The 20399-nt window shown below is 65.9% G+C and carries 20 protein-coding genes and 1 pseudogene; 11 read left to right on the forward strand and 10 right to left on the reverse strand.

Annotated features, from left to right (window positions below):
* Nucleotides 1–486: 486 nt before the first annotated feature.
* The 3 genes from LH475_RS11970 to LH475_RS11980 are packed head-to-tail and all read right to left on the reverse strand — an operon-like array spanning nucleotide 487 to nucleotide 2721.
* On the reverse strand, nucleotides 487–1047 hold the full coding sequence (locus LH475_RS11970; RefSeq protein WP_196842665.1) for an MFS transporter: 561 nt from the start codon (nucleotides 1045–1047) through the stop codon (nucleotides 487–489).
* 9 nt (nucleotides 1048–1056) lie between these two features.
* Nucleotides 1057–1821 carry a tRNA (guanosine(37)-N1)-methyltransferase TrmD gene (gene trmD, locus LH475_RS11975; protein WP_196842664.1) on the reverse strand — a complete coding sequence of 255 codons (765 nt, stop codon included), beginning with the start codon at nucleotides 1819–1821 and terminating at the stop codon, nucleotides 1057–1059.
* A 9-nt stretch (nucleotides 1822–1830) separates the two neighbouring features.
* Nucleotides 1831–2721: a CbiX/SirB N-terminal domain-containing protein gene (locus tag LH475_RS11980; RefSeq protein ID WP_297414231.1), complete on the reverse strand. Its 891-nt coding sequence runs from the start codon at nucleotides 2719–2721 to the stop codon at nucleotides 1831–1833.
* A gap of 271 nt (nucleotides 2722–2992) precedes the next feature.
* Here LH475_RS11980 and cobA point away from each other — a divergent pair, with 271 nt between their 5' ends.
* On the forward strand, nucleotides 2993–3892 hold the full coding sequence (gene cobA, locus LH475_RS11985) for a uroporphyrinogen-III C-methyltransferase (RefSeq protein WP_196842663.1): 900 nt from the start codon (nucleotides 2993–2995) through the stop codon (nucleotides 3890–3892).
* A gap of 280 nt (nucleotides 3893–4172) precedes the next feature.
* On the opposite strand, the gene rimM is transcribed toward cobA, so the two are convergent.
* From rimM to rpsP, 3 genes are read right to left on the reverse strand one after another with little or no spacing between them, the layout of a single operon-like run.
* Complete coding sequence (rimM, locus tag LH475_RS11990) at nucleotides 4173–4802, reverse strand: ribosome maturation factor RimM (protein WP_297414233.1); 630 nt, start codon at nucleotides 4800–4802, stop codon at nucleotides 4173–4175.
* A complete protein-coding gene (locus LH475_RS11995; RefSeq protein ID WP_035879344.1) occupies nucleotides 4759–4995 on the reverse strand; it encodes an RNA-binding protein in 237 nt (78 codons plus the stop codon). The genes rimM and LH475_RS11995 overlap by 44 nt, the downstream gene beginning before the upstream one ends.
* Before the next feature lie 3 nt (nucleotides 4996–4998).
* Nucleotides 4999–5403, reverse strand: a complete 405-nt coding sequence (rpsP, locus tag LH475_RS12000) for a 30S ribosomal protein S16 (RefSeq protein WP_196842661.1) — start codon at nucleotides 5401–5403, stop codon at nucleotides 4999–5001.
* A 200-nt stretch (nucleotides 5404–5603) separates the two neighbouring features.
* Between rpsP and LH475_RS12005 the strand changes: the two genes are divergently transcribed.
* The gene (locus tag LH475_RS12005) at nucleotides 5604–6740 is read left to right on the forward strand and encodes a glutamate--cysteine ligase (protein ID WP_297414240.1); all 1137 of its coding nucleotides are present in this window, start codon (nucleotides 5604–5606) and stop codon (nucleotides 6738–6740) included.
* A gap of 47 nt (nucleotides 6741–6787) precedes the next feature.
* Here LH475_RS12005 and LH475_RS12010 read toward each other — a convergent pair whose 3' ends face one another.
* From LH475_RS12010 to ftsY, 4 genes are all read right to left on the reverse strand, one after another.
* Nucleotides 6788–7576: an LLM class F420-dependent oxidoreductase gene (locus LH475_RS12010; RefSeq protein WP_196842659.1), complete on the reverse strand. Its 789-nt coding sequence runs from the start codon at nucleotides 7574–7576 to the stop codon at nucleotides 6788–6790.
* Between the two features lie 127 nt (nucleotides 7577–7703).
* Nucleotides 7704–9293 (reverse strand): signal recognition particle protein, encoded by a 1590-nt coding sequence (ffh, locus tag LH475_RS12015; RefSeq protein ID WP_196842658.1) that lies wholly within the window; start codon nucleotides 9291–9293, stop codon nucleotides 7704–7706.
* 117 nt (nucleotides 9294–9410) lie between these two features.
* Nucleotides 9411–9914, reverse strand: coding sequence for a DUF2004 domain-containing protein (locus LH475_RS12020; RefSeq protein ID WP_196842657.1), 504 nt, complete (start codon nucleotides 9912–9914; stop codon nucleotides 9411–9413).
* Nucleotides 9915–9951: 37 nt separating this feature from the next.
* A complete protein-coding gene (gene ftsY, locus LH475_RS12025) occupies nucleotides 9952–10827 on the reverse strand; it encodes a signal recognition particle-docking protein FtsY (RefSeq protein ID WP_196842656.1) in 876 nt (291 codons plus the stop codon).
* Between the two features lie 359 nt (nucleotides 10828–11186).
* Here ftsY and LH475_RS12030 point away from each other — a divergent pair, with 359 nt between their 5' ends.
* From LH475_RS12030 to LH475_RS12070, 9 genes and pseudogenes are all read left to right on the forward strand, one after another.
* On the forward strand, nucleotides 11187–12923 hold the full coding sequence (locus tag LH475_RS12030) for a nitrite/sulfite reductase (protein WP_196842765.1): 1737 nt from the start codon (nucleotides 11187–11189) through the stop codon (nucleotides 12921–12923).
* Nucleotides 12920–13705 carry a phosphoadenylyl-sulfate reductase gene (locus tag LH475_RS12035; protein WP_297414243.1) on the forward strand — a complete coding sequence of 262 codons (786 nt, stop codon included), beginning with the start codon at nucleotides 12920–12922 and terminating at the stop codon, nucleotides 13703–13705. Before LH475_RS12030 ends, LH475_RS12035 begins: the two co-directional genes overlap by 4 nt.
* A complete protein-coding gene (cysD, locus tag LH475_RS12040; protein ID WP_196842654.1) occupies nucleotides 13687–14631 on the forward strand; it encodes a sulfate adenylyltransferase subunit CysD in 945 nt (314 codons plus the stop codon). The genes LH475_RS12035 and cysD overlap by 19 nt, the downstream gene beginning before the upstream one ends.
* On the forward strand, nucleotides 14631–15692 hold the full coding sequence (locus LH475_RS12045; protein ID WP_196842653.1) for an ABC transporter substrate-binding protein: 1062 nt from the start codon (nucleotides 14631–14633) through the stop codon (nucleotides 15690–15692). The genes cysD and LH475_RS12045 overlap by 1 nt, the downstream gene beginning before the upstream one ends.
* Nucleotides 15693–15696: 4 nt before the next feature.
* Nucleotides 15697–17115 (forward strand): GTP-binding protein, encoded by a 1419-nt coding sequence (locus LH475_RS12050; protein ID WP_196842652.1) that lies wholly within the window; start codon nucleotides 15697–15699, stop codon nucleotides 17113–17115.
* 74 nt (nucleotides 17116–17189) lie between these two features.
* Complete coding sequence (locus LH475_RS12055) at nucleotides 17190–17915, forward strand: ABC transporter ATP-binding protein (RefSeq protein ID WP_297414249.1); 726 nt, start codon at nucleotides 17190–17192, stop codon at nucleotides 17913–17915.
* The gene (locus tag LH475_RS12060) at nucleotides 17905–18816 is read left to right on the forward strand and encodes an ABC transporter permease (protein ID WP_297414246.1); all 912 of its coding nucleotides are present in this window, start codon (nucleotides 17905–17907) and stop codon (nucleotides 18814–18816) included. Before LH475_RS12055 ends, LH475_RS12060 begins: the two co-directional genes overlap by 11 nt.
* A 45-nt stretch (nucleotides 18817–18861) precedes the next feature.
* Nucleotides 18862–20262, forward strand: a complete 1401-nt coding sequence (locus tag LH475_RS12065; protein WP_196842649.1) for an FAD-dependent oxidoreductase — start codon at nucleotides 18862–18864, stop codon at nucleotides 20260–20262.
* Nucleotides 20259–20399 (forward strand): annotated as a pseudogene (locus LH475_RS12070) (ferredoxin); the annotation flags it as partial. The gene LH475_RS12065 and the pseudogene LH475_RS12070, both read left to right, overlap by 4 nt.

Here is a 20399-nt window from a genome sequence, read left to right on the forward strand (position 1 = left end):
CAAGCATCACAACCAGGCCCTGCTCGCCCTGGCCAGGCCACGCTGCAACGTCCTCTACGCCATGATGCGCGACGGCACCCTCTACGAAAACGAACCCAAAAAGCACGCCCTCGCCGCTTGACAAAAACATAGGGGCACCCCCAGCTCGAACAGGATCACGTCGGGTTGCGCAGGGTTCCTGATGCCGCGCCATAACGTTAGAGACCCGCGTGCTAAGAACTGTCTCCGGAACTACTGCCACGTTGCGCCCGGCCGCACAGGAGGGCTTCGCGACGGTGGGCAGCTCGGGCGTGCACGGTTTTTGACCTTCTTGGTTTACGAGGACCGACTCGTCGGCCGGGCCATTAAGCAAGCTGGCGTGCTCGTGGACACCTTCACCGACACCTGCAGAACGATCCTGCCAGGTTCAATGCGCTCATCGGCGGCGTCATCGCGATCAGCCGATGACGGCTTTGGCTCCGCCCTTCTGTTTGCGCCGTCAGCGGCCTAGGAGCGGTCGCGTTTTTCTTCGATGACGATAATCTCGGGGGTGCCGTTTCGGCCCGAGTTCGGTGCTGGCCGTGTCTGCTGCGGCCGTGTCTGCTGGTGCGGTGTTTGATGGGGCAGCGGATGCTGCGGGCCGGCTGGCGCAGACTGGCCGCGAGCGGTCTGCTCCACTAGGTCGACCATTTCGCGCATCCGACGCCGGGCGGCATCGAACAGCTCCCAGATGGCAAACCAGAACACGAATAGCCCGCCAATGATAACGAGTACGCTAAGCCAGCCGGCGGCATCCGTTGAAAAAGGAATGGCAATGATGAGCGCGTGCCAGAATGCGAGGACGCCAACGTCGGTATATGAAACCGACCGGGTGGCGCGCACCTCTTTGCGGGCATAAATAACCAGTGCCACCAGAAGCAGACCGAGGCCGATGAGTACGGCGCCGAAGAAAATGCCCAGCACCGCCCAGCCGCCCGATCCGAAGATCGAGGACCCGACGAGGAGCCAGAGCGGCAGGACTCCGGCGGCAATGAATTGCCAGTGGTAGAAGGCGCGGCGGATGATCACGCGGTTAGTTTATCGACGGGGGCTGGTACTGGCCTTGGCGTTCGCTGGAGGCTGAAGCTCTGGTGTCAGAAGGTCGGGGCGCACCCGTTCGGTGCGTTCGATCTGCTGCTGGCGGCGCCAGGCGCTGATGGCGCCGTGGTTTCCGCTCAGCAACACCGGCGGCACGTCGAGGCCGCGCCAGCTGGCCGGCTTGGTATAGCTCGGGTATTCGAGCAGGCCGTCTTCGTGGGATTCCTCGACAAGGCTCTCGGGGTTGCCGACAACTCCGGGAATGAGCCGGCCGATCGCCTCGATCATGGCCATAACGGCGACCTCTCCCCCGTTGAGTACGTAGTCGCCGAGGCTGACCAGGCGCACCCGGCTGCGGGATTCGTAGTGGTCGACGACGCGTTGATCGATGCCCTCGTAGCGGCCGCACCCGAAGACGAGGTGCTGCTCGAGCGACAGTTCGCGTGCCATCGCTTGATTGAACTGGTCGCCGGCCGGCGAAGGAAAAAGGAGGATGGGACCGTCGTCGTGCGTGCCAGCGTTCTTCACAGTCACGGCGTCGCCGAGGATGGCGTCGAGGGCGTCACCCCACGGTTCGGGCTTCATCACCATGCCGGCGCCACCGCCGTAGGGAGTGTCATCAACCGAGTGGTGACGATCGTGGGTGTGGTCGCGCAGGTTGTGCACGCCCAACTCGATCAATCCGCTCTGGCGGGCTTTGCCCAGCAGCGACAGATCGAGCACATCGAAGAATTCGGGAAAAATAGTGACGATATCGATGCGCATGGTCAAATTCTAGAAGAGTCCGGCGTGCTCTTTCGCCTCGTGGTAGCGGTCAATGACCAAATCGACCAGCGGAACGGGGGCCGGTTCGCCCGGCAGCAGCAGCGGGGCGGTGACCCGTTCGGCGCCCGCGCTCTGGGCGCGGGTGAGGTCGAAGAAGAAGCCGGGCGCCATGAGATAGGTGCTCACGGTGACCTGCTGGCTGCGGATTCGAGCGGCAGTGACAGCACACGCCAGCCGTGGCGTGGCTGCGGAGAGAAAGCCAACGGTGACGCGAACGCCCAGTCGACGTTCGAGCTGGGCGCCGACCGTACGGCAGTCGTTGACTGCGCGCGCATCGCTGGAACCGGCGGCAGAGAGCACGACTTCCTGGCCGGGCAACTTTTGGTCGAACCCGGCGGCACGCAGTCGATGTTCGAGAACGTCGATGAGCCGGTCATCGGGTCCGAGCGCTGGGGAGACAGCCGTCACACGGGAATGTGCGCGGGTCTCCCGTTGCAGGTCGACATGCACGTGGTACCCGGCAGAGAGCAGCAGCGGCACCACGACCGCGGCGCAGCCGGAGTGTATCCCGTCGAGGCTCGACACGACATCCGGCTGTTGCACATCGACAAAACCGCCGGTTACGCTCAAATCGGGACGGGCGAACGCGACCGCCTCAACGAGAGTGGCGATGGCCGCCCGACCGTCAGGCGAATTGGTACCGTGCGAGATCGCCACGAGGGCAGCGGTTCGCACGGGGGCGGGATCGTCAGGAGCATGGTTGCGTTCGGCAGGGTCGTGGTCAGCAGGGTCGTGGTCGGGAATTTCGTAGTGGGCAGGGTCGTGGTGGGCAGGGCCGTCGCGGCGGTACCGACCCGGCGAGCGCGCCAAAAGCGTGAGACTGCCGTTACCTTCACTCACAATGACTCCGCCCTGCCGTTAGCTTGACCTTGACTGTGTCGCCAGCTTCACCTGAGCTGGCTTCCGTGTAGTCTGCCTCGTTTACGGCGGCGCAGCATCCGTTGCCGACACACTCCGTCACACGCAAATGTCAGGCCTGCAGCAGGGTTGTTACGATGCATGACCTTTTCATACCGACGCCGGGAGCAAATCGTGTCTCCTCGATTACTGTTCTACGAAGTGGTATCGCCATCGTTGCAGAGTCGTCGTTTCGTGCCTAAGGAGTGTGCAGATGCCAGCCCCAAACCGTGTCGCAGCCGGGTCCGCTAAAGCCGGGTCAGCCACCGTAGCGTCCGCTGTGGCCGGGTCGGCCACAGCCGGGTCGGCAGCAGCCGGGTCCGACGCGGGCGTTCCACGCACGGCCGGGTCGGTCACCCTTGTCGGCGGCGGTCCTGGCGCCGTCGAGCTGATGACCGTGGCGGCCGTAGCCGCGCTTAAACGAGCGGATGTCGTGTTGTTCGACCGCCTCGCACCAAACAAGGACCTCGCCTCACTGGCACCGTTCGCCACCCTTATTGATGTAGGCAAACGCGCCGGCAGCCATCCGGTTTCGCAGTCCGGAATTGAAGACCTCTTGGTCGAGCACGCCCTCGCCGGTCAGCGCGTGGTGCGATTGAAGGGAGGCGACCCCTACATCTTCGGCCGGGGTAGCGAAGAAGTGCTCGCCTGCCACCGCAGCGGCGTTGCCGTCACCGTCATTTCAGGGGTGACGAGTGCGATCGCCGTGCCTGCGGAGGCGGGGATTCCGCTCACCCATCGCGGTATGAGCCACTCTTTCACCGTGATCAGTGGCCATGCACCCCTCACCGAAAATGAGTTAGCAGGCCTAACCCTGCTCGAAAGCACCATCGTCGTGCTCATGGGCGTCGGAACGCTGCCGACCCTAACCCAGGGGCTGTTACGCCATGGTGTGCCCGCGGATTTGCCCGTGGCCATCATCGAACGCGGGTTCAGCGCAGCCCAACGCACGACCGTCAGCACGCTGTCGGCCGTTCTCGTCGATGCCGCCGTGGCCGGTGTAGCCAGTCCTGCCGTGCTGGTGATCGGCAAGGTCGTGCGTCTCGCGTTCAGCGGCGATGCCGCCGCGGAAGATCTGGTGGCCCGAGCAGCCGAATATACCGTGGCCGCCTGATCCTGAAGATTGCACTACGACGACTCTCAACTCGCGCGCAGGGCTCGCGCCCGTGCGCAGGGCTCGCGCCCGTGCGCCGCGGTTACGCGCATATATACGGATTGCGCGCGCGGACCACGCGCATCTGTGCGTGCCTTGAAAGTGTGCTGGGGTTGCGCCAGTGCGCGGGAGTTCAAGCCCAGCCACACCTCCCCCGCATCCGGGTACGCGCGAGTTGCGCCAGTGCGCGGGAGTTCCGCCTACCGCGCAGTGGCGCATGTCCCGCGAAACGTGGATCCGGTTAGGTTGCCGGGTCGGCCTCGGCGGGGTCCTCGGGCAGCTCTTCGAGCAGGCCGGGCGGCGGTGTGATTGTGACCACGCCGTTCTTCACGTCGACGTTCGGCACGATCGCCTTCACGAACGGGATCATGACGTCGCCGGTCGGCGTTTTCACGATCAACAGGTCTTGGGCAGGCATGTGCTCAAGGCGACCGATGGTGCCGATGCGCACACCGTCACGGACGACGGCGAGGCCGACCAGCTGGTGGTCGTACCAGGCGTCTTCTTCATCCGACTGCTCTTCAACGTCCGCGTCGATCCAGAGGATCGCCTTGGCGAGCGTTTCTGCCGTGGAGCGGTCGGGAACATCCTTGAAAAAACCGACCGCGTGCTGGTTGTACCAGCGCAGCTCGACGAGTTCAATCGTCTTGCCGTGCCAGGCCGAGCCGGTCGGAACCTGCAGTGTGAACACGGCGCCCGGGACGAAACGTCGTCCCGGGTCCTCCGTGAACAGTTCGAGCTTGATTGCTCCCTTGAGGCCGTGCGCCTTCGTCAGGCGCCCCACCCGTAACTGCTGGGTGCGGTCCTTCGCGCTGTCGTGCACTGATCTAAAAATCGGTGTCGACGACGTCGACGCGAACGCGTCGACCATCGGCCAGAGCTGCAACGAGGGTGCGCAGGGCCTTGGCGGTGCGACCAGCGCGACCAATGACCCGGCCGAGATCCTCGGGGTTCACACGAACCTCGAGCACCTCGCCTCGTGGCGAATTCTTTTCTGCAACGTGCACGTCGTCCGGGTGATCAACGATCCCCTTGACGAGGTGTTCGAGCGCGGGAGCAAGCAACAGTTACGCCTCTTCGGTTGCGGGGGCCGCAACCTCTTCGACCTTGGCGACCGGCTTCTCGGCCTTGGGCTTGAGAACCGGCTTCTTCTTCTCGTCAGCGACGAAAGCAGCCTTCGGTTCCTTCACCTTGACGGTGCTCCTGGCGTTTTTGTCTCCCTTGAAGATGCCCCAGTCGCCCGTGAGCTTGAGGAGTGCAGCAACCTGTTCGGTCGGCTGAGCGCCGACGCTGAGCCAGTACTGCGCCCGCTCGGACTTGACCTCGATGACCGAGGGCTCCTCCGTGGGGTGGTAGATGCCGATTTCTTCGATGACACGACCGTCGCGCTTGGTGCGCGCGTCGGCAACGACAATGCGGTAGTACGGAGCACGGATCTTGCCCATGCGCTTCAGACGAATTTTGACAGCCACAATTCTCCAGTGTTGATTCGGTGTTTGGCGAACCTTGGGCCGTGAGCGTGGGGGCACACTCGGCATAAGCTCTATAGGACCACGTTGCACCGAGATAGAGGGTCGGGCACAACGGATCGCGACTAACCATTCTGTCAGAGATTGCTCACTGAGTGATAATCGATCAAAACGGCTTTCACCAGCCCACCCAAGGAGCGCCCGTGCCACTCGAATTCGCCCGATCCGCCCGCTCCACCGTGGGCATCGAGTGGGAGGTCGCCCTTGTCGACCGCCACACCGGCGATCTGGTGTCGATCGCGGACCAGGTGCTTGACGCCCTACGCGGCCCCGACGGCTCGGCGCACGCCACCATCACCGGTGAATTGCTGCTCAATACGGTCGAGCTGGTTTCCGGGGTGCACGACTCGGTGGGCCACGCGGTCGAGGATGTCGCCGGTCAGCTCGGCGAGGTGCGTCGCGTTCTCGCCGGCCGCGACATTGATGTGATCTGTAGCGGATCGCATCCGTTCGCGCAATGGTTTGACCAGACCGTTACCGACCAGGCGCGGTACCACAAGCTCATCGACCGCACCCAGTGGTGGGGTCGCAACATGATGATCTGGGGTATCCACGTGCACGTGGGCATCGACGACAAGGCCAAGGTCATTCCGATCATGAACGGCCTGCTGACCTACGTTCCCCACCTGCAGGCGCTGAGCGCGTCGAGCCCGTTCTGGGCCGGCGTCGATACCGGCTATGCGAGTAACCGTTCGCTCATGTTCCAGCAGCTGCCCACCGCCGGCCTGCCGTGGGACCTGCCCGACTGGGAGGCATGGGAGCGCTACGTCGACGATATGGCGGTGACCGGCATCATCGAAGACGTCACCGAGGTGCGCTGGGATATTCGTCCGTCACCACGCTGGGGCACGATCGAGGTGCGCGTCTGCGACGGCGTCTCCACCACCGTGGAGCTCGGCGCGATCACCGCGTTCATCCAGTGCCTGGTCGAGTGGATGTCCACCCGCCTCGACGCGGGACAAGACGTGCCGCGCATGCAACCGTGGTTCGTGCGCGAAAACAAGTGGCGGGCAGCCCGCTACGGGCTGGACGCCGAAATCATCCTGGACGCGGGCGGCGCCGAATGCCTCGTGACCGATGACGTGCGTCGCCTGATCGAGGTCCTCTCCCCCGTCGCCGAGCGCCTCGGCTGCTTGCCGGAGCTGCTCGGCCTGCACCGCATCATCGACGACGGCGGCAGCTACCAACGACAGCGCGCCGGCGCCGCCTCCAGCGGCGGCAGCCTGCATGCCGTCGTCGCGGCGCTCAGCCACGAGCTGGCACAGGGTCTCGGGAGCTGACCGGGCTGCACACGGAAGTGGGCAGGGCGTCCGCTCGCGTGCGCGGATCAGGCGTTCTTGCTGTCGCGCCAGGCCAGCCAGTCGGTGGCGTTGCCGAGGTCGTAGTCAGGGCCGGAGATTCCCACCGTGAACAGGCTGGTGCCGAGGTCAAAGAGCGCGTCGGCGTCGGCGACGGTGCGACCGCGCAGCTCGGTGGAGATCTCGATCTCACTCAGGTCGCGACCGACCTCGTCACACCAGGCGCTGAGCACGCCGAGCTTGTGCTCGAGCACTTCGGGGTTCGAGAACGAGTGCCAGATGTCGGCGTGCTGGGCGACGATGCGCAGAGTTTTCTTCTCGCCGCCACCGCCGATGAGCACCGGGATATCGCGGGTGGGCGGCGGGTTGATCCGGGCCCAGCGGGCCTCGATGCGGTTCAGGCTGTCAGCAAGCGCGTTGAGTCGGGTGCCGGGCGTGCCGAACTCGTAACCGTACTCCTGATAGTCGCGCTCGAACCAGCCGGCGCCGGTGCCGAAGATGAAGCGACCACCGCTGATGTGATCGATTGTGCGGGCCATGTCGGCCTGCAGGTCGGCGTTGCGGTAGCTGTTGCAGTTCACGAGGGCGCCGAATTGGAGGGTCGTGGTCTGCTCGGCCCAAGCGGCGAGGATGGTCCACGACTCAAAGTGCAGGCCGTCGGGCTCACCGCTGAGCGGAAAGAAGTGGTCCCAGTTGAAAGCGATGTCAGCGCCGAGCGCCTCGACCTCGGCGAGCGTGTCACGAATTTTGGAATACTGGGCGTGCTGCGGGGCGATCTGCACACCGAGGCGCACTGTACGGTTCGTCGCTGAAGTCATGAACCCAGCCTAGGACCGCCCCCGGGCCGGGCCGCGACCCCCGTCGCCGGATTGGGCAGAGATTTAGCGCGCAGTAGGCGCGCATTGCCAGCGCGTAGCCCCCCGCACAGCGGATGCCAGGCGAATGCTACCGGCCGAGCATTTTCTGCAGCGCGGCCATTTCCTCGTCCGTCGGGCCGCCGGCTTTTCCCTTGCCGGGCTGGGCACTGGAGCCGAGACCGAAACCGGAGCCACCGACATCCGCTTTCGCGTTCTCCCCGGCGGGCTTGACGCCCGAGGCGAGCGCGGCGTTTTCGGCGGCGCGCTTGGCCGGGTTGCCCGACTTGGAGCCCTTCTTCTTGGCCACCTGCTTGGGCTTGCCGCCGTAGCCGGCGCCGGGGATCGGGCCCATCCCGGGAATGTTGGGCATGCCTCCCTTGGCGACGGTCTTCATCATCTTGGCGGCCTGCTCGAAGCGCTGCACCAGCTGGTTGACCTCGGTGACGGTCGACCCGGAGCCCTTGGCGATGCGCAGGCGGCGAGAGCCGTTCAGCAATTTCGGGGTCGTGCGCTCAAGCTTGGTCATGGACTGGATGATCGCCTCGGTGCGCACGATCTCGCGCTCGTCGAAGTTTTCGAGCTGTTGCTTCATCGCGCCCGCGCCGGGGAGCATGCTCATCATCTTCTTGATCGAGCCCATGTTGCGCAGCTGCTGCATCTGGCCGAGGAAGTCATCGAGGGTGAAGGTGTCGGTCGCGAATTTCTCGGCGACCTTGCGGGCTTCGTCTTCGTCGAACGCTCCCTGAGCCTGTTCGATCAGGGTGAGGATGTCACCGAGGTCGAGAATGCGGCCTGCCATTCGGTCGGGATGGAACGGCTCGAAGTCGTCGAGCCCCTCACCGGTCGAAGCGAACATGATCGGTCGGCCGGTGAGGCTCGCGACCGAGAGTGCGGCGCCACCGCGGGCATCGCCGTCGAGCTTAGTGAGCACGACGCCGGTGAAGTCGACGCCGTCCTGGAAGGCCTTCGCCGTTGCTACCGCGTCCTGGCCGATCATGGCGTCGATGACGAAGAGCACCTCGTCTGGGTCGATCGCCTTGCGAATGTTAGCGGCCTGCTTCATGAGCTCGGCGTCAACACCGAGGCGTCCGGCGGTGTCGACGATGACCACGTCGTGCACCTTCTGCAGGGCGTACTTCACGCCGTCCCGGGCGACCTTGACCGGGTCGCCGACGCCGTTGCCAGGCTCGGGGGCGTAAACGGAAACGCCGGCTTGCTTGGCGACGACCTCGAGCTGGGTGACGGCATTGGGGCGCTGTAGGTCGGCAGCGACGAGCAGCGGGGTGTGGCCGTCTTTGGCGAGCCACTTTGCGAGCTTGCCGGCGAGGGTGGTCTTACCGGCTCCCTGCAGGCCGGCGAGCATGATGATCGTCGGCGGCTTCTTGGCGAATTCCAGCCGACGCTGCTGGCCACCGAGAATCGTGACGAGCTCGTCGTTGACGATCTGCACAACCTGCTGGGCCGGGTTCAGCGCCTTGCTGACCTCGTCGCCGAGGGCACGTTCGCGCACCTTGCCGGTGAACTCCTTGACGACCTCGAGGGCGACGTCGGCGTCGAGCAGGGCGCGGCGAATCTCACGAACGGTGCCGTCGACATCCGCTGCGCTGAGTTTGCCCTTGGTACGGAGGTTTTTGAACGTCTCGGCAAGACGATCTGAGAGATTTCCAAAAGTAGCCATGATGGGTTTAGTTTATCCGGCAGCCAGCAGTGCCCCGTTGCACCACCCGGGCCCACCTTATGACCGCGGGCCCACGATAGAACATGGGCCCGGCCGGGGCCCGGTGGCTCCTCTGGGCTAACTGTCCAGGGCCACCAGGATGGTGTCGCCGTGCACGTCGATCGTGACGACGAGCAGGCCGTCGGAGTCGTCGGGGCTGATGGCGTACTCGAGTACCGCGAAGTGCGCCTCGCTGCCGCTGTGGTGCGGGTGAAAGCCGATGCGTTGCAGGCGCAGAGAGCGCAGAAAGTCGATCTGCTGGTCGCCGGAATCCCAGATGATGGCGTCTTCGATCGCCTCCTGGTCCATCTCGTCGAGTTGCTCGGCGATGTATCGGCTCGTCACCGAGACCTCGGCCGACAGATCGGCGACGAGGGATTCGCGCACCTGGGAGTCGAGGTCTTCGATCGAGCCGATCATGGCCGCGGCGATATCGAGCGCCTCGGCGGTGACCGAATCTTCATCGGGCGAGCTGAGGTCGATTTCGACGCTCTGGTCACCGAGTTCGGCCGATTCCGACCAGTAGACCTCGCCCTCGTCTTCGTCGCCGAGAATTCCGAAGAAATCGTGTTCGATGCTCATGCTGCCCTCACTGTCCCTTGAATGTAACGATGATCGATCAGCCGACGAGTTTTTGTGCGAACACGTGCGGGGTGAACCCGGTGAGGTCGTTGATACCCTCACCCTGCCCGACCAATTTGATCGGAATGCCGGTCTTCTCCTGCACGGCCAGCACGAAGCCACCGCGCGCTGAGCCGTCGAGCTTGGTCAGTACGAGCCCGGTCACCCCGGCGTGCTCGATGAATGCCTCGGCCTGGGCGAGCCCGTTCTGGCCGGTTGTGGCGTCGAGCACCAGTAGCACCTCGGCGATCGGCCCCTGCTTCTCGACGACCCGGCGAATCTTGGTGAGCTCGTCCATAAGACCGCCCTTGGTCTGCAGCCGCCCAGCGGTGTCGATGAGCACAATTTCGATGCCCTCGTTCTTCGCCTTTTCGACGGTTTGAAAGGCGACGGATGCCGGATCCTGGCCGGTCATCTGCGGCTTCACAATCTGCGCTCCGGCGCGTTCGGCCCAGGTTGCCAGCTGTTCGACGGCCCCGGCACGGAACGTGTCGGCGGCGCCGATCACGACGCTGCGGCCGTAGGTGTGCAGAAACTTGGCGAACTTGCCGATCGTCGTGGTCTTGCCGACGCCGTTGACGCCGACGACGAGCACGACGGCGGGCCGCTCGGAGAGCGTCAGGGTGGAGTCGAGAATGGACAGCCGCTCTTCGATGCCTTCTCGCAGCATCCGTTGCAGGTCGGTCGGGTCGGTCGTGTTGTATTTGGCGACCTTGGCGCGCAGGTCGGTGATGACCGCATCGGTGACGGTGGGGCCGAAGTCGGCCTGCAGCAGGGCATCCTCGAGGTCGTCCCAGGTATCGGCGTCGATGGTCTTCTTCGTGAACATTCCGCGCAGTGCGCCGGAGAGGGACCAGGGGGTGCGTTCAGCCATGTCCCTAGCCTACGGGGGCGGGGCCCAGTAACATCCCTCGTATCGTTCACGACAGGACCCCCTGTCAACTCATCAACGTCAGCCCGATTGCGCCCGGCTCAGTGCCGTTGGCCGCTGACCCGCACGGTTGCCCCGTGCCGTCCGGCGAGCCGGGCAGAGCAATCACCCGCGCTCCGCCCGGCGCTCAGCGCGATCCACGCAACCTGTGTGACGCCGCGTGACAGTCTGTGACAGCACGTGACCGGCTTTAGTTTCCCCATTCGTGCGGCGCGGTAGCGTCAGTGTCGTTGCTTCGGGTCACAAACACCGGGGCGGCGCCGCCAACCGAGGGAGCCGACGTGCCGAACGAAACCGAGACGGTGCACACCACTGCGACAGGGGCCGCGACCGCACCGGTAGCAGCGACCAAGCCGGCCACGGCCCGCCCGCCGCGGCCGTCAACGCGTCCGAACGGCCAGTGGAAGATCGACGGCACCGAACCGCTCAACGGCAACGAGGCCTGGAAGCAGGTCGACAACGGCCTCGCCGTGCGCGGTCGCATCGAGGAGATCTACTCCAGGCAGGGGTTCGACTCCATCGACAGCACCGACCTGCACGGCCGTTTTCGCTGGTGGGGCCTCTACACGCAGCGCAAGCCCGGCATCGACGGCGGCAAGACCGCCACCCTGGAGCCGGAAGAACTCGAAGACCGCTACTTCATGCTGCGCGTGCGCATCGACGGCGGCCAGCTCACGACCGAACAGGCCCGCGTGATCGGTGCGGTCTCCCGCGACTTCGGCCGCGATACTGCCGACATCACCGACCGCCAGAACATCCAGCTGCACTGGATCCAGATCGAGGATATGCCCGAAATCTGGCGACGTCTCGAAGCCGTCGGCCTCGAGACCACCCAGGCCTGCGGCGACGTGCCGCGCGTGTTCCTCGGCTCCCCCGTGGCCGGCATCGCCGCCGACGAACTTATCGACCCGACCGAGGCCATCCACGACCTCGCCCGCAAGTTTCTCGGCACCGACGAGTTCGCCAACCTGCCGCGCAAGTTCAAGACGGCCATCACCGGCCATCCCAGCCAGGACGTCGTGCACGAGATCAATGACATCGGCCTCGTCGCCGTCGAGCACCCGGAGTTGGGTATCGGCTACGACCTCTGGGTTGGCGGGGCGCTGAGCACCACCCCGCGCCTGGCCGAACGCCTCGGCGCTTTCGTGGTACCCGACCAGGTCAACGAGGTCTGGCGCGGCGTCGTTTCCATCTTTCGCGACTACGGCTACCGCCGCCTGCGCGGCAAGGCCCGCCTGAAATTTCTGCTCGCCGAATGGGGTACAGAAAAGTTTCGCCGCATTCTCGAAGACGAATACCTCGGCTACACCCTGCCCGACGGCCCCGCCGCACCCCGCCCGAAAACGCAGGGCGATCACGTGGGCGTGCACAAGCAGAAGGACGGCCGCTTCTATATCGGCGTCGCCCCCTTCGTCGGCCGCGTCTCCGGCCAGACCCTGATCAAGCTCGCCGACCTGCTCGAAGCCCACGGCTCGACCCGGCTTCGCACGACCCCGCACCAGAAGATCGTCGTGCTCGACGTGGCCGACGAGCACGTGGAACCCATCATCGCGGCCCTCGACGAGATCGGCCTGTCGGCCCGCCCGAGCCTGTTCCGCCGTTCCACCGTCGCCTGCACCGGCATCGAATTCTGCAAGCTCGCCATCGTCGAGACTAAACAGTCCGCAACGGATGCCATCCTCCAGCTCGAGAAGCGGCTCGCCGACATCGACGCCCCGCACCCCATCACGCTGCACGTGAACGGATGCCCCAACTCGTGCGCTCGCATTCAAACCGCCGACATCGGGCTCAAGGGCCAGCTGCTGCCGGATGGCAGCGGCGGCTCAACCCCCGGCTTTCAGGTGCACCTCGGCGGCGGCCTCGCCTCCGTCGATCGCGACGAGGCCGGCCTCGGCCGCACCGTGCGCGGACTCAAGGTGACCGCGGACGACCTGGCCGACTACGTCGAACGCCTCGTGCGCCGTTTTCTGGCCGCCCGCCTCAACGAAGAAACCTTCGCCCAGTGGGCGCACCGCGCCGACGAGGAAGACCTCAAATGAGCGCCATCAACCAAAGCGCCCGCGCCGCGGCATCCGCTGTCCCCGCTCGCCAGCGGTCGCCGCATCGGCCGGCCAGCGAGCTGCAGGCCCTCGCCGAACAGGGCTCGGCTGAACTCGTCGCGGCCCAGGAAGCCGCTGGCCGCGAGGCGACCGCCGCCGAGGTCGTCGCCTGGGTCGCCCGCAACTTCAGCGGCGATGCCGTGGCTGTCGCTTGCTCCATGGCCGACGCGGTTCTGCCCGCGATCGTATCGCAGCAGCTGCCCGGCGTCGACGTGCTCTTTCTCGACACTGGCTATCACTTCGCCGAAACCTATGCGACCCGCGACGCGGTCGCCGCCGCCCTGCCGATAACGGTCGTCGACGTGCTGCCGCTCACAACAGTGCCGGAGCAGGATACCCTGCACGGCGCCGAACTTTTTGCCCGGGACCCCAACGCCTGCTGCGCGATGCGCAAAGTCGAACCGTTGCAGCGTTCACTCGGCGGCTACGAACTGTGGTTCACCGGTGTGCGGCGGGACGAAGCGCCCACCCGCGCCAATACGCCCCTGATCACCTGGGATGAACGTAACGGCCTGGTCAAGGTGAACCTGGTCGCCGCGTGGAGCTACGACGAATTGATGGGCTACGCCAGCGAACATCACGTGCCGGTGAACGTGCTGCTCTCCCAGGGCTACCCCTCCATTGGCTGTGCCCCCTGCACCCAACCCGTCGCGGCGGGCGCTGATCCCCGGTCCGGCCGCTGGGCCACCCTCGAGAAGACAGAATGCGGGCTCCACCTGTGACCACTGCGCTGGTTTCAACACCGGCCACTACCCACCGCCTGTCTGAACTCGACGTGCTCGAGAGTGAAGCGATCCATATCATTCGCGAGGTCGTCGCCGAGTTCGAACGCCCCGTACTGCTGTTCAGTGGCGGCAAAGACTCCGTTGTGGTGCTGCACCTTGCCGCGAAGGCGTTCTGGCCGGGCAAGATTCCGTTCTCCCTGCTGCACGTCGACACCGGTCACAATTTTCCCGAGGTGCTCGAGTTTCGCGATAAAACCGTCGCCACGCACGGGGTGCGCCTGATCGTCGCCACGGTCGAGGATTACGTGGCCGACGGCCGCCTCGTTGAACGCGCAGACGGCACCCGCAACCCGTTGCAAACGCTGCCGCTGCTCGACGCGATCGCGGCTGGCCGGCACGACGCCGTCTTCGGCGGCGCCCGCCGCGACGAAGACAAGGCTCGCGCCAAGGAACGCATCCTCTCGCTGCGCGACGAATTCGGGCAGTGGGACCCACGCAACCAGCGTCCCGAGCTGTGGAACCTCTACAACGGCCGGCACACCGTCGGCCAGCACGTGCGCGCCTTTCCGATCAGTAACTGGACCGAACTCAACGTCTGGCGTTATATCGAACGCGAAAACATCGACCTGCCCCCGCTCTACTACGCGCACGAGCGTGAGGTATACCGCCGCGACAACATGTGGCGCGCGGTCAGCCCGGTCAGTCCGCCCCGCGTCGACGAAACCGTCGAGCTGCGCACGGTGCGCTACCGCACGGTCGGCGACATGAGCTGCACCGGCGCGGTCGACTCGAATGCGGCATCCGTCGCCGATGTCGTGCGCGAGGTCGGCGTGAGCACCATCACCGAACGAGGCGCCACCCGCGCCGACGACCGCATCTCCGAGGCAGCCATGGAAGACCGCAAGAAGGAAGGATATTTCTAATGAAGAATTCGCTGCGTTTAGGCGCCCTCATCTTCGGAACGACCCTTCTTTTAGGCGGATGCGTCGCCACGGTCAGCACCGAGCCCGCCACCGACCAGGGCCCCGCAGCGAAACTGCGCCTCGGCTATTTCGACAACGTCACCCACGCCGCTGCGCTCGTTGGGCTACAGAACGGCTTCTTCGAAGAGGCTCTGGGTGATACGACCCTGAGCACCCAGATCTTCACCGCCGGCCCGGCCGCCGTGGAGGCGCTGAGCGCCGGCGCCATCGACGCCGCCTACATCGGCCCGGGCCCGGCCGTCAACACGTTCGTGCAGAGCGGCGGCCAGTCGGCCACGATCGTGGCCGGTGGCTCGAGCGGCGGCGCGGCGCTCGTCGTGCGCGACGGCATTGACGGCCCGGCCGATCTCGCCGGCACCATCCTCGCTACCCCGCAGCTCGGCAACACCCAGGACGTCGCTCTGCGCTCCTGGCTCGGCGACGAAGGCTACGAGACCAGTACGACCGGTGGCGGCGCTGTCACCGTGTCACCGACCGATAATGCGCAGACCCTGGCCCTGTTTCAGAGCGGCAAAATCGACGGCGCCTGGCTGCCCGAACCGTGGGTCTCCCGGCTCGTGCTGCAGGCCGGCGGCCACGTTCTCGTGAACGAGGCCGACCTGTGGGACAACGGCGACTTTCCCACCACCGTGCTGCTCGTGCGCACGGACTTTCTCACAGAGCATCCCGACACCGTGAGCGCCCTGCTCGAGGGGCACGTCACCGCGGTCGACTGGCTCACCCAGAACCCGGCCGACGCCGCCACGGTCATCAATGCAAAGCTGACGGCCGACACCGGCAAGGCACTCGATGGAGCTGTTCTGACCCGGGCGCTGACCGACGTCACATTCACTGTCGACCCGCTGGCTGCGACCTTTCCGGTCTCGCTCGCCGAGGCGGTCAAGGCCGGCACCGGCAAGGACGGCGACCTGAACGGTCTGTTCAACGTGGCACTGCTCAACGCCGTCCTGGCAAAGCGCGGAGAAGCACCGGTCTCGGCCGGCGGATTGGGAACGGAATAAGCGCATGACACTCGCCATTGAGAGCCAGAACCTGGGCACGGAAGTCGCCGTCACAGGTACCCTGTTTCGCTTCGCGACGGCCGGATCAGTCGACGACGGCAAGTCCACCCTGGTGGGGCGGCTGCTGCACGACTCGAAGGCCATCCTCGCCGACCAGCTCGAAGCAGTCACCCGCACCTCCACCGAGCGCGGTTTCGGCGGTGAGAGCGGCGGCATCGACTTCGCACTGCTGACCGACGGCCTGCGCGCCGAACGCGAACAGGGCATCACCATCGACGTGGCCTACCGCTACTTCGCAACTCCGGCCCGTTCGTTCATTCTGGCTGACTGCCCCGGGCACGTGCAGTACACCCGCAACATGGTGACCGGCGCCACCACAGCGGATGCCGTCATCATGCTCATCGACGCCCGCAAGGGCGTGCTCGAGCAGACGCGCCGTCACCTCAGCGTCGTCGCCCTGCTGCGCGTGCCGCACGTGATCGTCGCGGTCAACAAGATCGACCTGCTCGGCTACGACGAGGCGGCCTACCGGAAGGTGGAGGCATCCGTTCGTCTTGTCACCGCCGAACTCGGTATCGGTTTGCTCGGAAACGGCGGCGTGCACGTCATTCCCGTGTCGGCCCTCGTTGGCGACAACGTCGTGGACCGCTCAGAGCGAACCCCCTGGTATGCCGGGCCGAGCCTGCTCGAACTGCTGGAAACGCTCACCGTGATCGACGATCGGGGCGAGTCCGGGCGCGCCGCCGAGGCGTTTCGCCTGCCCGTGCAGCTTGTACTGCGCCCGCAGGGCGCGGTTGTCGTCGCCCCCGAACTCGCCGACTCGTACCGCGACTACCGTGCCTATGCCGGGCAGGTTGCGAGCGGCAGCATCAGGATCGGCGACACCGTGAATGTCGAGCCCGGTGGCGGCACCAGCACCGTCACCGGCATCGACTTCGCCGGGGTCGACCTCGACGAGGCCTTCGCACCGCAGTCGATCGCCCTGCGCCTGGCCGACGACCTCGACATTGCCCGCGGCGCCGTGATCGCCGCCGCCGACACCCTGCCACCCGTCACCCGCACCCTCGAAGCCGACCTGTTCTGGCTCGACCCGCGCCCGCTCGCACCGGGAGCCCGTGTGCTCGTGAAGTTCGGCACGACCGTCGTGCAGGCCCTGATCAGCGCGGTCACCGGTCGACTCGACCTGACGACGCTCGCCGTCGAGCCGGCCACGGGCCTGGCCGTGAACGACACTGGGCAGGCCAGCATCCGCCTGTCGCGCGATCTGCCCGTAGAACGCTACGCGCAGAACCGCCGATCCGGCGCGTTTCTCGTGATCCACCCGCAGGACGGCGCGACCCTCGCCGCCGGCATCGTCACCGCCCCCGGCGAGCCCACCCACGCCGGTGATGGTTCGGGTGCCGGGTTGGAAGTCTCGCCGTGACCTCGCCCACGAACGTTGCTCTTGCTGCGGCCCGGAGTGAAGCGGTCGCCCCTTCGTCGCTCGAATCATCCGCGATCACCATTAGCGCGCTCGGCAAGCGCTACGGTACCGGACCGCTCGTGCTCGAGGACATCACCCTCTCGATCGACGCTGGCCAGTTCGTCTGCCTGCTCGGAGCGAGCGGATGCGGCAAGTCCACGCTGCTCAACATCATTGCCGGCCTGGAGAAGCCGACCGAGGGCGCCGTCACCGTGGCGAGCGGCAAGGCCGCCGTCATGTTTCAGGACGCCGCCCTGTTTCCCTGGCTGACCGCCGGCCGCAATGTCGAGCTCGCCCTCAAGCTGGGCGGCCTGGCCCGACCGAAGCGCAAAGCCGCCGCGCTCGAACTGCTCGACCTCGTCAACCTCGCCGATGCAGCCGACAGACGCCCGCACGAGCTCTCGGGCGGCATGCGCCAGCGCGTCGCCCTGGCCCGTTCGCTCGCGCAGGACCGCAAGGTGCTGCTCATGGACGAACCCTTCGCCGCGCTCGACGCCATCACTCGCGACCTGCTGCACGAGGAGCTGGAACGGGTCTGGCGCCAGACCGGTCGCACCATCGTGTTCGTCACGCACAACGTGCGGGAGGCCGCCCGGCTGGGCGAACGCATTCTGCTGATGTCGTCGCGCCCCGGGCGCATCGTCAATGAGTGGACCATCACCGACACGGGCTCACGCCGAATCGAATCCCCCGAAGTTGCCCGTCTGGGCGATGAGATCACCGACCAGCTGCGAGAGGAGATCCGCAGCAATGCCGCGTGACACTCATTCCGACACCGCGAAGAGGCACGACCCCCGCCACGACGAACTGCGCCGCTTGGAAGAGGGCCTGGATTCGTTGCAGGCCGTACCCGAAACACCCCGCGGCGCTTTTCGCCGGACGCTCGACGGTGTCGTACCGCCCATTCTGCTGCTCATCGCTCTCGTCACGGCCTGGCAGGTCTACATTCTGGTCGCCAAGCCCCGCCCCGATCTGATTCCCGGCCCGTTCGATGTGTTCGAAGCCCTGGTCAGCGCGTGGTCGAACGACCGACTGCAGCTCGCGGTTGTGACGAGCCTCGAGCGCGGCGGTCTCGGCTTTCTCATCGCCGTCGCCATCGGAACCCCGATCGGACTGCTGCTCGCCGAATGCCGTCCGATACGACGGGCCGTCGGTCCGCTCTTGTCCGGCCTGCAGGTGCTCCCCTCGGTCGCTTGGGTGCCCGCCGCGATCATCTGGTTCGGCCTCACCGACGCCACCGTATACTTCGTCGTACTGATGGGCGCGGTGCCGTCGATCGCCAACGGACTCGTCTCCGGCGTCGACCAGATTCCGCCGCAGCTACGCCGCGTCGGCACGGTGCTCGGCGCCTCCCGCGTCGAGATGGCCACCCTGGTCGTGCTGCCGGCCGCCCTGCCGGGCTATTTCTCCGGACTCAAGCAGGGCTGGGCCTTCGCCTGGCGCTCGCTCATGGCCGCCGAGATCATCGCCATGGGCGGTACGATCGGTTTTGGCCTCGGCTCGATGCTGCAGCAGAGCCGGGAACTCGCCGACCTCTCCGGCGTGCTGGCGACAATCCTGGTGATTTTATTCGTCGGTATTCTGGTAGAGCTCGTCGTTTTCGCTCCGACCGAACGTCGCCTGCTGCGCCGCCGCGGACTGATGGCTGCCGGACTGCGCTGAACCGTGCGCATCCACTTCTGTGAAATGCTCGTTGAAAGGCCTGTTATGACCCCCAATCCCTCTGCACTGCGTGTTGCCATCATCGGTGCCGGCCCGGCCGGCATCTACGCCGGCAACATTCTGAACCGGCTCGTGCTTGAGGGCGGCCACACCGTGGCCATCGACCTGTTCGACTCGCTGCCCGCCCCGTACGGGCTCATTCGGTACGGCGTCGCCCCCGACCACCCGCGCATCAAGGGAATCGTCACGTCGTTGCAGGAGATGCTCGACGCCGACACGATTCGCTTCATCGGAAACGTCACCTACGGCGCCGACGTGAACCTCGCCGACCTGCGCGAGCACTATCACGCGGTCATCTTCGCGACCGGTGCCATCCTGGATGCACCGCTTGTCATTCCCGGCATCGACCTGCCCGGCTCGTTCGGCGCCGCGAACTTCGTCTCCTGGTACGACGGCCATCCCGACGTGCCGCTGGAGTGGCCGCTCGACGCAACCGACGTGGCCGTGATCGGTAACGGCAATGTCGCCCTCGACGTCGCCCGCATTCTCGCCAAGCACGCCGACGATCTGCTCACCACCGACATTCCCGCCTCGGTCTATGCCGGGCTCGCCGGATCGCCGGTGACCGACGTGCACGTGTTCGGCCGTCGTGGACCGTCCCAGGTGAAATTCACGCCGATCGAGCTGCGAGAGCTCGCCGACATTCCCGACGTGGACGTTATTGTCTACGCCGACGATTTCACGCCCGATTCGCACAGCGAACAGCTCGCAGCGAGCAACAACCAGGTCAAGATCATGACCCGCACGTTGAACGACTGGCTGACCCGCGCTCCGAGCGCCGCCTCGCGCCGCGTACACCTGCACTTTCTGCACGCACCGCTCGAGGTGTACGGCGACGGGCGGGTTGAAGGCATCCGTTTTGAACGCACCGAACACACCGGAGACGGTCGCGTGCGGGCGACCGGGCAGGTCGTCGACTACCCGGTGCAGGCCGTGTATCGCGCGGTCGGCTACCGGGGCAGCGCCCTGACCGAGGTGCCGTTCGACGCCGTTCGCGGCGTCATTCCCAACGACGGCGGGCGGGTGCTCGACGCTGCCGGCGAGCCGATCACGGGCCTGTACGCCACCGGGTGGATCAAGCGCGGCCCGGTCGGCCTCATTGGCCACACCAAGGGTGATGCTCTGGAGACCGTGACGCGGCTCGTGTCCGACCTGCCCGCGCTCGTCGTCGGACAAACGGTCTTCGGCACGGCGGATACGATTCTGGCGCTGCTCGAGGAGCGCGGGGTGGAGTTCACCACCTGGGCTGGCTGGCGCACCCTGGACGCGCACGAGCAGCTACTCGGCGCCCAGGACCTGGTCACACCGGGCCGGGAGCGCGTCAAGGTCGTCTCACGGGCCGAACAGGTCGCGATCTCCCGTACGAATGCGTTGCTGAGCCTGTGACGTATGTGATCGCTCTTCCGTGCGTCGATGTGAAAGATCGTGCCTGCATCGACGAATGCCCGGTGGACTGCATTTATGAGGGCGAACGTTCCCTCTACATTCACCCCGACGAGTGCGTCGACTGTGGCGCCTGCGAA

The organism is Cryobacterium sp. (genome assembly GCF_026786305.1).
Taxonomy (GTDB): domain Bacteria; phylum Actinomycetota; class Actinomycetes; order Actinomycetales; family Microbacteriaceae; genus Cryobacterium.

Bases quoted from the DNA above. Each gene is read 5' to 3' on its own strand.
- rimM (WP_297414233.1), bottom strand. From the start codon at position 4,802: ATGGTCGACGCGTTCGCGTCGACGTCGTCGACACCGATTTTTAGATCA.
- LH475_RS12035 (WP_297414243.1), top strand. From the start codon at position 12,920: ATGAGCGCCATCAACCAAAGCGCCCGCGCCGCGGCATCCGCTGTCCCC.
- LH475_RS12050 (WP_196842652.1), top strand. From the start codon at position 15,697: ATGACACTCGCCATTGAGAGCCAGAACCTGGGCACGGAAGTCGCCGTC.
- LH475_RS12020 (WP_196842657.1), bottom strand. From the start codon at position 9,914: ATGAGCATCGAACACGATTTCTTCGGAATTCTCGGCGACGAAGACGAG.
- ffh (WP_196842658.1), bottom strand. From the start codon at position 9,293: ATGGCTACTTTTGGAAATCTCTCAGATCGTCTTGCCGAGACGTTCAAA.
- cobA (WP_196842663.1), top strand. From the start codon at position 2,993: ATGCCAGCCCCAAACCGTGTCGCAGCCGGGTCCGCTAAAGCCGGGTCA.
- LH475_RS12060 (WP_297414246.1), top strand. From the start codon at position 17,905: ATGCCGCGTGACACTCATTCCGACACCGCGAAGAGGCACGACCCCCGC.
- LH475_RS12065 (WP_196842649.1), top strand. From the start codon at position 18,862: ATGACCCCCAATCCCTCTGCACTGCGTGTTGCCATCATCGGTGCCGGC.
- trmD (WP_196842664.1), bottom strand. From the start codon at position 1,821: ATGCGCATCGATATCGTCACTATTTTTCCCGAATTCTTCGATGTGCTC.
- ftsY (WP_196842656.1), bottom strand. From the start codon at position 10,827: ATGGCTGAACGCACCCCCTGGTCCCTCTCCGGCGCACTGCGCGGAATG.
- cysD (WP_196842654.1), top strand. From the start codon at position 13,687: ATGCGGGCTCCACCTGTGACCACTGCGCTGGTTTCAACACCGGCCACT.
- LH475_RS12010 (WP_196842659.1), bottom strand. From the start codon at position 7,576: ATGACTTCAGCGACGAACCGTACAGTGCGCCTCGGTGTGCAGATCGCC.
- LH475_RS12045 (WP_196842653.1), top strand. From the start codon at position 14,631: ATGAAGAATTCGCTGCGTTTAGGCGCCCTCATCTTCGGAACGACCCTT.